Below are 13,207 nucleotides of genomic sequence, written 5' to 3' on the forward strand. Positions count from 1 at the left end.
GTTATTTCAAGATCTTATAGGTGTTCACATAAAAATATGACGTAGTTTCGCAGCCGCAAAAAAGCTGTGTTATGAAACGTATCAACGAATACAAAAAACTTTTTGGGGTAGAGAAGGAAATTGAACTTAAAGCCTTAAAAACCAAGTACAGAAACTTGGTTAAAGAATGGCATCCAGATAAATTTCAAGAGGGTGATGAAAAGAGGGAAGAGGCAGAAGTGCAAAGTCGTAGAATTATTGACGGCTACCATTTTCTAGTAAGTATTGCTCCAGAAACCAAAGAAGCTAATAAAGAAGCTTACGAAGAAAGCATTACTTCTGGCATTGCAGATTTTCAACATAACGGTCTTGTTTTAGAAGTTACTTTTGTTGATGGTGCTACATACGAATATTTTGGGGTAACAAAACCTATCTTCCAAAAGATGATCAATGCCAACAAATTAAACAGATTTGCCAAAAGAAGTATTTTTCCAAATTACTTATATAGAAAATCTAAACGAGATCTTCAAGAAGCATAATATAATATTTTCAAAGGGTTATAACGCATGAAAAATCAAAAGGATATTTTATCAAAATTGAATATCAATGCGTTAAATCCTATGCAAGAATTGGCGTTAGAAACCATTTCTTCGTCTAACAACACCATATTACTTTCACCCACGGGTACTGGTAAAACCTTGGCGTTTCTATTACCGGTCCTAGACCTTTTGGATTCAAACAATCCTGAAGTGCAAGTGCTCATTTTAGTGCCATCTCGTGAGCTGGCCATACAAATAGAACAAGTGCTGCGTGATATGGGTTCCGGTTTTAAGGTAAATGCTATTTATGGCGGTAGGGCAATGTCCAAGGACAAGATTGAACTAAAACATACACCTGCCATTTTAATTGGTACACCTGGTAGAATTTTAGATCATTTTATGGCAGATCGTTTCACCAAAGACCATATTAATACGCTTGTACTTGATGAGTTTGATAAATCGCTCGAAGTTGGTTTTGAAGAGCAGATGACAGAAATTTTGCTAGAATTGCCAAACCTTAAAAAGCGCATTCTCACCTCTGCGACCGAGGGCGTTAAAATTCCAAAATTTGTGGGTATGGAAAATCCAAGAAGAATTAATTTTCTAAAAAAGGAAATTCCATCACAATTAACCATTAGTACTGTTGTTTCCAAAGAAAAAAACAAACTGAACACTTTGGTTCAGTTACTTGAATTTATTGGTGAAGAACCCGGCATTATTTTCTGTAATTACAAGGATAGTATTGAGAGTGTAAGCACTTTTTTAAGCGAACAAGGTATATTGCACGAATGCTTTTCCGGTGGTATGGAACAGCGAGATCGCGAACGTGCGCTTATTAAATTCAGAATTGGTAGTAGCAGAATTTTAGTGGCAACTGATCTTGCTGCTAGGGGCATTGACATTACCGAATTAAAATTCATCATTCATTACGAATTACCGCATCGTATAGAAGAGTTTACCCACCGTAATGGTAGAACTGCGCGTGTAAATGAATTGGGAACAGCCTATGTTTTAAAATGGGATAAGGAAAAATTACCCGAGTTTATTGAAGCATCGACCCCAATTAAAATCAATTCCTCAAAAAGATTAGGCGATCCGTTTTGGGAAACCTTATTTATTTCCGGCGGAAGAAAAGATAAAATATCCAAAGGTGATATTGCGGGACTTTTCTTTAAGCAAGGCGACTTAAATAGAGACCAATTGGGAGATATAGAACTAAAGCAAGATTGCGCTTTTGTTGCGGTACCTAAAAGTCTATCAAAAGAACTTGCGAATAAATTGAACAACACCCGATTAAAAAAGAAGAAAGTACGCATTACCGTACTTTAAGCATTGTTAGTATTTTTGCCCTTATTAAGGTAGTATCATGAAGGAAGAACAGCAGTATAAAGAAACAGAAATCGACTTAAACGAGATTGAAAGTTGTATTGATATTTTAAATCGTTTGGTAAACGACACCAACCAGATTTTTGAAATTCCTGAAGATAGACGTATTGCCTTAATTAAAGTTGCCGGTCAATTATCTCGCCCTAGCAAACAAGAATTTGCTAAACGGGTAAAGGACGCCAAAAGAAATGAAAAAAGAAAGCAGGCTGTTCGTGACAAACATGCCCGTAAAGAAACCGGAATTCGTAGTGCGCGTGAAGCACATGTCTTTGTTGCGCCAAAATTACTACCTGCAGCCGAATTGGCCAGTAAAGATTTGCCGGAGCTTACTACCCCTCGCAACTGTTATGTGTGTAAGGCCGAGTTTACAAAGCTTCACCATTTTTATGATACCATGTGTACAGATTGTGGGGATTTCAACTACGCCAAAAGATTTCAGACTGCAAATGTTAAAGGTCAGGTAGCGGTGATTACCGGTTCACGTTTAAAAATTGGTTATCATATTACCTTAATGTTACTTCGTGGAGGTGCAACGGTTATTGCTACCACACGTTTTCCTGTAGATTCTGCATTACGTTTTTCTAAGGAGGAAGATTTTATGGAGTGGGGGCACCGACTTAAAATTCATGGTCTAGACTTGCGTCATATACCCAGTGTAGAAATCTTCTGCAATTTTGTAGAACAGCAATATGATAAACTTGATATCTTGATCAATAATGCTGCGCAAACAGTGCGTAGACCGGCAGGATTCTACCATCACTTAATGGAGAACGAAGAACGCGATTTCTCGTCGTTGCCAAAATTTGCCCAAATGGTTTTAAGCGACCATGAAAGCTGTTTGGAAGAGCTTAAAACATTCAGCTCAAAAGCATCACCAAACCAAAACATGCCGGTTACATGGCACGGACCAGAACCCGGTATTGGCTTGAGAGCTTCTGCTCAACTATCACAAATACCGTATAGTTTTGACAATGCATTGGTTGCCCAAGAGGTTTTCCCTACGGGCGAATTAGATGCCGATCTTCAACAAGTAGATTTACGTAAAACCAACAGTTGGCGACTTAAATTAGGGGAGATAGAAACTACCGAAATGATCGAGGTTCAATTGGTCAACTCCGTTGCACCTTTTGTACTGTGTAATCGTTTGGCGGAAATGATGAAAAAAGAAAACACCGGTCAAAAACATATTATCAATGTTACGGCCATGGAAGGTAAATTCCACCGTTTCTTTAAAGAGTCGCGCCATCCGCATACCAATATGGCGAAAGCCGCATTGAATATGTTAACGCATACCGCAGCTGGCGAACTTGCAAAAGATGGTATTTTTATGAACGCTGTGGATACCGGCTGGGTTACCGATGAGGACCCTGCGGAATTAGCGAAAAAGAAACAAGAAGTACATGATTTTCAGCCCCCTTTGGATATTGTTGATGGTGCAGCCAGGGTTATGGATCCATTATTCGATGGTATAAATACCGGTAAGCATTGGTGCGGCAAATTTTTGAAGGATTATTTCCCAATTGATTGGTAATTTCACAAACTTTAATAGCTTTTATTGCTTCATTCTGAATTGATTAAAAACTTTTAATAAAAAGTTAAAAATCATACTCTTCTAATTTACTAGTCTGAATCTATTTTCGTTTTTTTGCGGCATGATTAGGCTAACTATCAACCCTTTACTATTTTTTGTTGTATGCTGTTGTATCGGTATTACAAATTCGCTGAATGCCCAAGAGGTCAAAAATTACAACGGTCCGTTACAGATTGGCAAATACAACGGTATGGCAAAATACACGTATAAAATTGTTGATAACGACACGGTTTTGGAAGGCGACTTTTTAGTGGTGCGTTCCAATCTTCAAGAATTGTTACAAAAGCAGGATTACTCTTTTCAATTTAAAGGCAGCTTTGTGGAGGGTACGGCCAATGGCCCTTGGAAATTTCAATTCGGGGAATTTAATTCCGAAAGTCAGTCAGAAATTATAGATTATCAATATAGGGTTTTGGTAAGTGGTATTCAAAAATCTGCTTCCGGAAAAATAAATATGGGTAAACCTAATGGCAAATGGACCATTTTGGAGGAGCAAATAGAAAATTCTGAAATAGTCAATACCCTTTTTAAAAGTGTCATTTCTTTTGATAATGGCGTTCCACAACAAAACTTTAGTATCAATAATGAGGATTATACCTTAATTGGTAGATTCTTACGGGATGGCCTGGCCCATGATGAGTGGTCCCTGTTTCCCGTAAACGGTATAGATCAATCTGAAAGTTGGTTTTTTAGGGACGGTTTATTAATGTCTATTCGGGTAGATGATGACAACGATCATAAAACTATACAGGCATACAATGATTATAATGGCAAAACCCAGACTATTAACTTAAATGAAAGTTATATCAAAGCATTGGAAATACAACTTTCACAAGAAAATATAGAAATTTTACAAGATAAATCCTTACCTCGATTATTGACCCAAAATGCCAATAGATACCAAGAAATAGATGCTATTTTATCCTCTTTGGGGAAATCTGAATTTCTACCGGAATTTAAAGTGAAGGTGCCCTATTATCCTTTGAATACTATAGAAAGAAATAGTGTAGATAGTATTGTATCCTTTTATCAAAAAGCGAAAATATTAAGTGAGACTATTTTGCACAATTCTCAATTAAACCTTCTTAAACTTTCTGATAGCACTACGGCCTATCAATATAACAGTGTATTGGCATTAAAGAACCAATTTTTAAAACCCATAAAAAATGTGGTAGATTTTGATTCATTGGGCATTGAAGAATTTGCGGCCCGTGAACAATTGCAGAAACATTTATTTCCTAACGGTTTTCCTTCTAAAAACCTTACTATAGAAATAGCAATTGATAGTACAACGGGTTACAAAGCTTATGAAATACCTACATCCGCTTTTATTGATGAAAGTAAAAGTACCATAGAGAATTTAGTAGCTATTTCAAAAGCGGGTTTAGACGGGATAATGGCCATTGCAGATGAGGTCAAGGAAACTTTGGCACAGGAAAAACGGCAGAATGAACTGGTTTATCTTGAAGAGCAAATCATCATGGAAAACGACTCCCTCATAAAATTTTCGGACTCCTTACTGGTAACGGATATGCCAGTACTTTATAGAAAACCGGTACAACATATTAAATCTTTTGCAAACCGTACTTTAAATGATTACTCCAAGGTTAAATCGGCTCAAAATAGATTGATCCAGGCGCGTAAGACCGTAACTTGTTTGGCAGGTCTTAACCAATTGGTCCGTACCGTTGAGAAAATGCCGAAATATAAAGGCACCTTAAAGGATACATATACAGACCGTATTTGGAACCCGTTCATGGCCACACTTATGGATGAGGACATTAAAAGACGTATTACCACCGCATACAATAAAATTTTGGAACCTTATTTTTTGAACGAGACTTCTGCATTAGATTGTGATAAAGTTTCTACGTTGAATGACCAAATCAATTCTACTTATCTTCAAATTTTAGAATTAAGGGATCAAGAGACCAAAAAGTTGGAACGAAAGCTTAAAAAGGAAAAGGATCCTTCAACTATACTACAAATGTTGAACGTACAAAACACTGTTAAACAATAGTCTATGAGCACGTTTCGTACATTTCAGCATAATTTAACCATATTGGTCTGTATACTATTCTTGTTTCGTGTACTTGCCCAAGAGGGTGAAAAAGTTGAGCTACCTCCATATTCAGAATACAAGGACCTAAAGACTAAGACGTGGTTTAATTCCTATGGAAATATAAGAATAGGAAAACGCCTTTTTTGGGATGCCCAAACACATTTAAGATTAGAGGAAACCAAGGAAACACCTTTTGTTGGACAAGTGGCCCAAATATATAATAGGCACGCAATAGGATATATTCACTCTAAATATTTCAATGTTCGCTTAGGGGGCGTACTCCGCTTAAACTTCAATACGGACGAAAGTTCAGAAGACCGCAACCTGGTACCGGAATGGCGTATTTGGCATCAGTACCAATTTGCACAATCCCTTTCCAGTATGATGATTTACCACCGTATACGTATAGAACATAGGTGGACACAAGGTTTTGCCGAGGATAGTGAGTATATCTTCAGAAATCGTTGGCGGTATATGTTTAGAATGAAAATTCCATTGAACAGTCACAAGCTAAAACCAAAAACATTGTATGTTGCTCCGGAAGCGGAGCTGATCATGCAAAGTGGAAAGGCCGTAGTGGCAAGCCCCATGGAAGACTTACGTTTAACATCCACTTTAGGCTATATTTTGACCCCTAGGTTAACTGTAGCGGCCGGTGCAATGTATTCCCAAGGTCAAGACCTAACCAATGGCGGATATTTTAAACATAGCTGGGCCATGCGCTTTCATGTATATTACTCCCCAGATTTTAGAAAGGTTAAAAATAAACTGCCGGAAATTCACTTGACGGATTAAAGCTAGTCAACTATCATGAAGAAAAAGCATTTACTACCTTACGTATTGTTGGCCATTGTGTCTGCATTTGCCCTATATTTTGGTATAAAATCCAATGCACTACAGAATGAAGTAGGGGAAAGCAACAAAGCCAAAAAAGAATTGGATGAATTGGTGACCGGTAATAGGGAACTTTTATCCATAGATTCGGTATTAATGAAAGGTGAATATGATAAGGCAATAGAATCGTATCATACTACCTTGGAAAACCATAAGGAACTGAATACGATTATACCTCTGCGTATTGCCTTGGCGGAGAAATTAATGCAGACGGATTCCCGAAATAATTTTGACAATAGAACGGACCAAAATAGACCAGATTCAGTATCCAGTATATCCATTTCACCTAAAGAACTAAGAAGTATAGACTCGTTGAATTTTGCGCTTGAGAAAGCTAGGGTTCAACTGAATAACATGCGAAACCAACTCAATAAAAAATCATTTGGGGAATACTTGAGTTTCAAAAGCAAAAAAGGCACCGCATTGCACTATGTTGGGCAAGTGAAAAACAATATGGCCAATGGCGCCGGTATTGCCGTTTTGGAAACCGGAAGCCGTTATGAGGGTCAGTGGAAAGATAATGAACGTAACGGTCAAGGTACTTTTTATTGGTCAGACGGAGAATATTACGTGGGTAGTTACAAAGACGATATGCGGAATGGCGAGGGGTCCTATTTTTGGCCAAATGGCGATAAATATGTGGGTCAATGGAAAGATGATAAAAGAAGTGGCAGGGGCACATTTTATACTAAGGACGGTAGCATTCTAAGCGGTATTTGGGAAAAGGACAAACTTAAGGAAGCGGATAAAAAAAACAAGAAATAAGTACTGTATTCCTTTTATAAAATTCAATTAATGCCAATAAGGCAAAACTACACACAGACTTTTCTTAAAATTGATAGGGTACAATAGGAAAATCATAAAAATTTGACTTGATATATGAATTGGATATAGGTTTAAGTAACTTTAGGTTTTAACCAACCTATTATCCAGTTTAAAATGAAAACGCTCTTTCACCACTTTACCTATTTCTTTCTTTTTGGTATTTCCACAGTTCTTGTAGCACAGGACTTCTCCGCTTTTGAATATCGTACCATTGGCCCATTAAGGGGTGGGCGGGTAACGACGGTAACGGGCACGCCCATTGAGCCCGGAACTTTTTATTTGGGTGCATCAGGTGCGGGAGTTTGGAAAACCGAGGATTATGGAACTACCTGGAATAACGTTTCCGATGGGTTTTTTAAAACACCATCCATAGGTGCCATTGAAGTTGCGATAAACGACCCCAATATAGTATATGTTGGCACCGGGTCAGACGGATTAAGAAGTAATATTATTGGCGGTAAAGGTGTCTATAAATCTATAGATGGCGGAAAAACGTGGAACCATATAGGACTTGAGCATGCCGGACAGATAGGTGCCGTAGAAATAGACCCCACCAATAGTAATATTGTATGGGTAGCGGCTATAGGCAATGCATTTAAGGCCAATGAGGAACGCGGTATCTATAAAACTACGGATGGTGGTGTTACTTGGCAGAAAATGCTTCATATTTCCAACACAACCGGTTTTGCAGATTTGGAACTGCTACCAGGAAATCCAAATATCGTGTACGCTGCCGCTTGGAAAGCTCAACGAACACCATGGACCATTATCTCAGGTGGTGAGCAAAACGAAGGTGGCATCTACAAATCCGTAAACGGAGGAAAGGATTGGACCAAACTGGAAAAAGGGCTGCCTAAGGGATTGATCGGTAAAATTGATCTAGCGGTCTCTGCAGTTGATTCAAGCATTCTTTATGCGGTAATTGAGGCGCCCGGTGATGAAGGCGGTGTATATAAGTCAGTAGATCAAGGCAATAGTTTTGTACAGACTTCGGATAACAAAGGTTTGGTGAACAGACCGTTCTATTATACCAATATTGAACTTGACCCTACCAATCCTGATATTGTGTATTCCAACGCCAATCCACTTTTAAAATCTACAGATGGCGGCAAATCATGGACGATGATGGCGGTACCACATGGTGACAACCATGATATATGGTTGAATCCTAACAATCCAGATTTGTTGATTCAATGTAATGATGGCGGTGCCAATGTGTCCCATAACGGGGGCAAGACATGGTCTTCTCAATTTAATCAACCTACTGCAGAAATCTATCAAGTTGCCGTTGATGACCAATATCCGTATTGGGTCTATGGCGCTCAACAAGATAATACAACCATTGCCATTCCTAGTTCTGCTCCAAGTGCCACGGGTCCTCAAGGAACACAGATAATGATCAATGTGGGAGGATGTGAAACGGGTCCGTCCATACCTAAACCTGGCAATCATAATATAGTATATAACAACTGTAAAGGCCGTTTTAGTGTTTATAATAAAATAACAGGGGTAGATAGGGAATATTCTATTGGCGCATCCAATATTTACGGACACAATCCAAAAGACCTAAAATATAGATTTCAACGTGTGGCACCAGTTCATGTTTCTCCACATGACCCAGATGTGGTATATATGGGTTCTCAGTTTCTACATAAAACAAGGAACGACGGTGTTATTTGGGAAACAATCTCTCCAGACCTTACCGCATTTGAAGAAGATAAGCAGGTTATATCCGGTAGCCCGATCACTAGGGATATCACAGGTGAAGAATACTACAGCACCTTATATGCTATTAGGGAATCTAAAATCAAAAAAGGATTGATTTGGACAGGCTCCAATGATGGAGTAGTTTCCGTAACCCAAGATGGGGGATTGACTTGGTCCAATGTAACTCCCAAAAAAATGCCGAAGGGGGGTAGGGTCGAGTCTATTGAACCTTCCCAATTTGATCCCGCAACGGCCTATATGGCCTTGGACAGGCATTTATTGGGCGATACAACCCCGTACTTTTATAAGACCGAGGATTTCGGTAAATCATGGGAACTGTTGAGCACGACAACCAATGGAATACCAATGGACCATATTGCCAAAGTATTGAGGGAAGACCCTGTGACTAAAGGGCTATTATATGCCGGCACGGAATACGGGATGTTTGTTTCCTTGAACGATGGAAAGGAATGGAAAAACTTTCAACAAAATTTACCTATAACCCCAATTACGGATATTATTCTTCATAGGGGCGATTTGGTATTAAGTACCATGGGCAGAGGATTTTGGATTTTGGACAATATAACTTCATTAAGAAATTCTGCCATAAGCAATTTAAACGATACCCCTGTATTATTTGCACCGGACAATACTATACGATATAGGGTTCCAAGAAGATCAAGAGACTTTCCCAATTATCCGGATACCGGCGTATTAATAGATTATTACCTTCCAAAGGAATTTGCGAATGAAGTAAAATTGGAAGTGCTGAATGCGGATAGGCAAATTGTAGCTAGTATTGTAAGCGATTCTACCAAAACAATGACTACAAAAGAAGAAGTTGAAAATATGGCACTAAGCATGACTTTCAGCTATTTTGACAATAAACTGGAAACCAAAAAAGGGATCAATAGATTTCACTGGAATATGCGGCAAAAAGGTGCTTGGGACAAAAGAGAGTCCAGACGCTATAAAAACGGACCTATGGTGCCACCAGGAGATTATATAGTTAGATTAACCGTTGGAACCGAGGAATATGAACAACCTTTTAAAATTATGGTCGACCCGCGTATGGCCAAAGAGGGTATAGACAGTACAATTATTACTGAACATTTAAGTTTTGAAAATAAAGTACTTCAGTTATTGACCAATGTTAGAAAATTTCAATCCAATTTAGAGTCCGAAATCAAGAAAAGTAAAGGCGATAAAAAAGAAAACTTGGAAAAAATCCTTAAGGAAATTAAAAACGATGAAGGTGCTTACCCTCAACAAATGTTGGCGGCCCAAACGGCCTACTTATCCTATATTGTGGGAGATGCGGACAAAATTATAGGTAAGGATATGAAGGAGCGTTATTTGGAACTAGTTGCGGCGCTGGAAAAATTGGAGGTAGAGGCCAATTTATAAATTTAAGGGAAAGATTTATAAAAAGGTATGTTCAAAAGACATACCTTTTTTTGTTACTTTTAGGTTTAGAGCTTTAAACCAACCCTAATGAATTTGAAAAGTACGCTTAAGCAATCATTGACCTTACTAACACTTCTGACGCTTATATCCGCTTGCAACACCAAGAAAAAAGATAATAAGGGCATGAACGAATCCATTGCGGTTTTAGAAGACACAATTCCCCAATGGGTCTCACTTTTCAATGGAACTGATTTAACCGGGTGGACCATTAAAATACCAGGACACGCTTTAGGAGAAAATTTTGGCAATACCATGCGTGTGGAGGACAGTATTCTAAAAATACGGTATGATGCATACGGCACAGAGTTCAACAATCGTTTTGGAACGGTATATTATGATAAGTATTACAGTAATTATAGGTTAAAGGTAAGGTATAGATTCGTAGGTGAAACCGCTCCTGGTGCACCTACTTGGGGGTATCGTGATAGTGGGATTCAATTTCATGGTCAACCACCCGCAACCCAAAAAATGGACCAGGCATTTCCCGTTTGCCTAGAATATAATTTTCATGGAGGTAATGGTATAGAGGATAGACCATTGGGCGCTGCTTGTACAAATGGTATGTTCATAGAATATAAGGGAACCCAAAATACCACTACTTGTATCCCTGCAGAGATACCGAAGACTTTTCATGGTAATCAATGGGTCACGGCAGAGATAGAAGTGAACAATGGTGAAATTAAACACTTTGTCAATGGTGAAGAAATTTTAAGATATGCCAATCCAACCTATAATACGGAGAATGAAATGGCCAAATCATTGATAGACGGTGATAATACTCAAGTAAAAGGTGGCTATATCTCTTTACAGTCGAACAGCCACCCTATAGATTTTAAAACTATTGAAATTATGGAATATTAATGTTATCCTAGCTTATAGCATTACTTTTTCCCCTGTCTTGGTCGCTTGGAAAATAGCATCAATGATTTTCATATCCTTTACACCTTCTTCCCCGTCTACGGGTACAATAGGTTTTATACCATCAAAAATCAATGCGGCCATACCATCCATCTGTAAGGTTTGATGGGTAATATGTGGCTGGGTCAACGGACCTTCATGAGTTCTTCCTTCTATGGGGCCATACCCCGTAGAGGGTTGCATCTCAACGATCCCTTTGGACCCTGTCATAAAAAACCGGTCTAGATTATTCATATTGTAAGTACTTAAACAGTTGGCTACCGCACCGCTTGGAAAACCCATTTGAAATTGTATGGTCTCATCTATTCCTTCCTTAAATTTTACCGGATCCGTTTTAGTTTCCTGTGCAGTTACCCAAATAGGTTCCTCGCCCAACATATATCTAGCACCGTTAATGGAATATATACCTATATCCATCATGGCGCCACCACCGGAAAGTTCCTTATTTAATCGCCATTGGTTGGGGTCACCTATCGTAAACCCAGATTGACCTTGAAAAAATTTGAGGTCACCAAATTGACCTTCTTTTCTCATTTTTATTACAGCCACTGTCTTGGGTTCAAAATGCATTCTATAGCCGATCAGCAATTTTACATTGGCCGCCTTACAGGCATCTACCATTTCCTGACCTTCTTGGGCATTTATTCCCATTGGTTTCTCGCAAATAACATGTTTTCCAGCTTTGGCTACGCGTATAGATTGATCCTTATGCAATCCGTTTGGGGTAATGACATATACTGCATCTATATCCGGGTTGTCCTTAATAGCATCAAAATTATCATAGTTATAGCAGTTTTTAGAAGGAATACCGTAAGTAGATTGCCATTTTTTGACCTTGGAAGGTGTACCGCTAATTACCCCTACCAGTTTAGCCCTTTTACAAGCCTGCATGGCTTCGGCAACACGTGTACCATAACTACCCAGCCCCATGATTGCAACATTCAGTACCGGTCCTTCATAATGAACGGTTGAGGAGGCAAAGAGATTTAAAGGCGAATACAATAATGGCACGGCGACCGAGGTGGCCGATATTTTTTCCAAAAATTTTCTTCTAGTTGTCATTGTATATGGTTTTATTGTTAAGTAAAGTGATTTTAAATATAGGGATTCTACGTTTGCAAAATACACACAACCTGTAACTTATAACAATTTAGGGCCAACCTGTAGGAACTGATAAGGGTAAAAAAATTTGCAATGCCATTACATACCTAAATCAGTTAATTGTATGTTGTCCTCAAAAGAATATATATGAGCAGGGGATTTGTTAAAGAAGATGATCAAGAGGAAATACCAATGGTTCCGCCAAGGGCAGATTTACCTAAGGGGGCCATTAATTATGTTACTCCACATGGGTTCGTTCTATTACAGACCGAAAAAAAGACACTAATTCAGGAAATTGAACAATTACCTAGCGGCAATGATAAGGAACGTCGGATTACAAGCAATTTTATCAATGCCAAACTACAGCTTTTAAATGCCCGGATTGCAAGTGCCAAAGTAATCAATTTTAAAGACCAACATTTAGATAGTGTGCGTTTTGGAGCACAGGTTACCGTTATGGTCAATAGAAATAAAATACTAGAGACCTATCAAATAGTTGGGGTGGATGAAGCCAATATAGCGGCAAGGAAAATTTCATATGTTTCCCCAATAGCGAGAATTTTAATTGGAAAAAAAATAGGGGATAGTGCCATGTTACAAATGGGGAAGGAACAGCGAATATTTAAAATAACGGCTATTGACTATTAGACGATTGACTATAAAATATAATTTTCAAATAGGATATATTAATTCTGTATTATTTCAACTAGATCGGGTTTAATTAGTTTTTATAGGTAC

Annotated in this window: 10 protein-coding genes; 9 read left to right on the forward strand and 1 reads right to left on the reverse strand. The window is 38.4% G+C overall.

All coding sequences use genetic code 11. The features are described 5' to 3' along the window. The first annotated feature begins 71 nt into the window (after positions 1 to 71). The 8 genes from JM81_RS02345 (at position 72) to JM81_RS02380 (ending at position 11,311) form a co-directional block, all read left to right on the forward strand. Positions 72 to 518, forward strand: coding sequence for a KTSC domain-containing protein (locus JM81_RS02345; protein WP_058102736.1), 447 nt, complete (start codon positions 72 to 74; stop codon positions 516 to 518). 27 nt (positions 519 to 545) lie between these two features. Then, entirely contained in the window at positions 546 to 1,847 is a 1,302-nt protein-coding gene (locus JM81_RS02350) for a DEAD/DEAH box helicase (protein ID WP_144800527.1), read from the forward strand. 37 nt (positions 1,848 to 1,884) lie between these two features. Then, entirely contained in the window at positions 1,885 to 3,435 is a 1,551-nt protein-coding gene (locus JM81_RS02355) for an SDR family NAD(P)-dependent oxidoreductase (protein WP_144800528.1), read from the forward strand. 250 nt (positions 3,436 to 3,685) lie between these two features. Further along, positions 3,686 to 5,515 carry a hypothetical protein gene (locus JM81_RS02360; RefSeq protein ID WP_144800529.1) on the forward strand — a complete coding sequence of 610 codons (1,830 nt, stop codon included), beginning with the start codon at positions 3,686 to 3,688 and terminating at the stop codon, positions 5,513 to 5,515. A 3-nt stretch (positions 5,516 to 5,518) separates the two neighbouring features. Beyond that, positions 5,519 to 6,352 (forward strand): DUF2490 domain-containing protein, encoded by an 834-nt coding sequence (locus tag JM81_RS02365; protein WP_144800530.1) that lies wholly within the window; start codon positions 5,519 to 5,521, stop codon positions 6,350 to 6,352. Positions 6,353 to 6,367: 15 nt separating this feature from the next. Next, a complete protein-coding gene (locus tag JM81_RS02370; RefSeq protein ID WP_144800531.1) occupies positions 6,368 to 7,216 on the forward strand; it encodes an MORN repeat-containing protein in 849 nt (282 codons plus the stop codon). Between the two features lie 174 nt (positions 7,217 to 7,390). Beyond that, entirely contained in the window at positions 7,391 to 10,390 is a 3,000-nt protein-coding gene (locus tag JM81_RS02375) for a WD40/YVTN/BNR-like repeat-containing protein (protein WP_144800532.1), read from the forward strand. An 87-nt stretch (positions 10,391 to 10,477) separates the two neighbouring features. Continuing rightward, positions 10,478 to 11,311, forward strand: a complete 834-nt coding sequence (locus JM81_RS02380; RefSeq protein WP_144800533.1) for a DUF1080 domain-containing protein — start codon at positions 10,478 to 10,480, stop codon at positions 11,309 to 11,311. 12 nt (positions 11,312 to 11,323) lie between these two features. Here JM81_RS02380 and JM81_RS02385 read toward each other — a convergent pair whose 3' ends face one another. Beyond that, positions 11,324 to 12,430 carry a Gfo/Idh/MocA family protein gene (locus JM81_RS02385; protein WP_144800534.1) on the reverse strand — a complete coding sequence of 369 codons (1,107 nt, stop codon included), beginning with the start codon at positions 12,428 to 12,430 and terminating at the stop codon, positions 11,324 to 11,326. Positions 12,431 to 12,616: 186 nt separating this feature from the next. On the opposite strand from JM81_RS02385, the gene JM81_RS02390 reads away from it, so the two are divergent. After that, positions 12,617 to 13,117 (forward strand): GreA/GreB family elongation factor, encoded by a 501-nt coding sequence (locus JM81_RS02390; RefSeq protein ID WP_144800535.1) that lies wholly within the window; start codon positions 12,617 to 12,619, stop codon positions 13,115 to 13,117. Positions 13,118 to 13,207 lie beyond the last annotated feature (90 nt).

The sequence above is a fragment of the Maribacter sp. MAR_2009_72 genome (assembly GCF_007827235.1).
Taxonomy (GTDB): Bacteria; Bacteroidota; Bacteroidia; order Flavobacteriales; family Flavobacteriaceae; genus Maribacter; species Maribacter sedimenticola.

Excerpts from the sequence above, each read along its gene's own strand:
- JM81_RS02345 (WP_058102736.1), top strand. The coding sequence starts at position 72 with ATGAAACGTATCAACGAATACAAAAAACTTTTTGGGGTAGAGAAGGAA.
- JM81_RS02350 (WP_144800527.1), top strand. The coding sequence starts at position 546 with ATGAAAAATCAAAAGGATATTTTATCAAAATTGAATATCAATGCGTTA.
- JM81_RS02355 (WP_144800528.1), top strand. The coding sequence starts at position 1,885 with ATGAAGGAAGAACAGCAGTATAAAGAAACAGAAATCGACTTAAACGAG.
- JM81_RS02360 (WP_144800529.1), top strand. The coding sequence starts at position 3,686 with ATGGCAAAATACACGTATAAAATTGTTGATAACGACACGGTTTTGGAA.
- JM81_RS02365 (WP_144800530.1), top strand. The coding sequence starts at position 5,519 with ATGAGCACGTTTCGTACATTTCAGCATAATTTAACCATATTGGTCTGT.
- JM81_RS02370 (WP_144800531.1), top strand. The coding sequence starts at position 6,368 with ATGAAGAAAAAGCATTTACTACCTTACGTATTGTTGGCCATTGTGTCT.
- JM81_RS02375 (WP_144800532.1), top strand. The coding sequence starts at position 7,391 with ATGAAAACGCTCTTTCACCACTTTACCTATTTCTTTCTTTTTGGTATT.
- JM81_RS02380 (WP_144800533.1), top strand. The coding sequence starts at position 10,478 with ATGAATTTGAAAAGTACGCTTAAGCAATCATTGACCTTACTAACACTT.
- JM81_RS02385 (WP_144800534.1), bottom strand. The coding sequence starts at position 12,430 with ATGACAACTAGAAGAAAATTTTTGGAAAAAATATCGGCCACCTCGGTC.
- JM81_RS02390 (WP_144800535.1), top strand. The coding sequence starts at position 12,617 with ATGAGCAGGGGATTTGTTAAAGAAGATGATCAAGAGGAAATACCAATG.